Raw genomic sequence first — 1,238 nt, 5'->3', positions numbered from 1 at the left:
ATACTTATCGATGAGTGAACACGAGCTACAGGAAAGAGAGCGCGTGGCAAGTGTTAACGCGTATCTCGAACAACACTTTGCAACTAAGGTGACGCTCGCAGACTTGGCGAACTACTTATCGCTGAGTGAAAGTGCGGTCACAAGATTGTTTCAAAAGCACTTTAAAGAGCCGTTTAGCCAACGTCTAATGAAATTGCGGATCAATCATGCCGCAGATTTGCTGCAATCTACGTCGTTGCCGATTGGGATTGTGTTTGAGCGAGTCGGATATCGTAATCAAGCCCTGTTTAATCGCCACTTCAAAACGTACAAAGGACTAACACCACGCGACTACCGCCAGCATTATCAGCAGCGAATTCAGCCTTAATGGGAATGGTATGCAACTGCCAGTAAGAACGTGAAAAGAGTTACTCGACGGAAAGTGATGTGCAATTGGTATATTACTTGCAAAGTTTTTCAGGAATCATTATTAAGATTCAATGACAGTTAATTTAGGGAACTTGATTGCCATTTTTCTGTCATATCTCGTGAGTAATTTGACCGTGTCAGGAAGATAATAATCGGTTTTAGGTGTCAAAAATGGCTGCAATAGAACCGTTTTTATCATTATGTTGTGAAATGAGTCACGGTTAAATAATTGGTTCCCTTATAGATTTAAGGGGATAAAAAACCTTAGACAATAAGCTCATAAAGAGCGTTACTTATAGAAGATGAGGGAGATTACTATGAAAAAAATGAGAAGAGCTCAGCTACATCGTGTTCGCATCCAGGACTTGAAAGATACGAAAGAAGCAACCGCTAAGAAATCACAGCTAACCATCCTCGAAGTCCTTGAGCTGGCAATAGAATTCAAACGTTCTCTGCGCATTGCCAGCTCCAAACACCACCAACACTTCAAATCTAATTTTAAATTCAGTTTCATCACCCATAAAAAAAGCCAGTCCGAAGACCAGCTTTCTCTAACGTATTTGCTTGCCTGCTATTACAGGTAGTTTGCGTCAAGCAAGTCGCCAGCTTTCGCGCTTTTCACTTCTGGACGAGCTTCTAACCAAGCAACGACTTGTGCTTTTTGCTCTTCTGTCGCGCTACCGTAACGTTCTGTAGAACATAGGAAGCCTTCAAATAGCTCCAGACCGCCGCCGCCAAAGCATAGACCTAGAGTATCAATGTAGTCGATAAAGTCATCAACGAATGCATCGTAACGGTCGAAGTCGTTAATGTCTGTTTCACAGCTGATT

The 1,238-nt window shown here is 42.2% G+C and carries 3 protein-coding genes; 2 read left to right on the top strand and 1 reads right to left on the bottom strand.

The window, feature by feature from the left end:
• Both R8O70_RS25620 and R8O70_RS25615 read left to right on the top strand, forming a co-directional pair.
• Positions 1–367, top strand: a 367-nt coding sequence (locus R8O70_RS25620) for a helix-turn-helix domain-containing protein (protein ID WP_318184513.1), incomplete at its 5' end; no start/stop codon positions are given.
• Positions 368–725: 358 nt separating this feature from the next.
• Positions 726–992, top strand: coding sequence for a hypothetical protein (locus tag R8O70_RS25615; protein WP_318184512.1), 267 nt, complete (start codon positions 726–728; stop codon positions 990–992).
• Here R8O70_RS25615 and R8O70_RS25610 read toward each other — a convergent pair.
• On the bottom strand, positions 983–1,238 hold a 256-nt coding region (locus tag R8O70_RS25610), incomplete at its 5' end, for a 50S ribosome-binding protein YggL (RefSeq protein ID WP_140257654.1). The genes R8O70_RS25615 and R8O70_RS25610 overlap by 10 nt on opposite strands.

It is taken from the genome of Vibrio sp. 779(2023) (genome assembly GCF_033344285.1).
Classification (GTDB): Bacteria; Pseudomonadota; Gammaproteobacteria; order Enterobacterales; family Vibrionaceae; genus Vibrio; species Vibrio alginolyticus.
The sequence above is the reverse complement of the archived record's forward strand: the minus strand, read 5'-3'. Positions and strand labels throughout refer to the sequence as shown.

What these genes read in the sequence shown, in the direction of transcription:
- R8O70_RS25615 (WP_318184512.1), top strand. Translation starts at nt 726, where the DNA reads ATGAAAAAAATGAGAAGAGCTCAGCTACATCGTGTTCGCATCCAGGAC.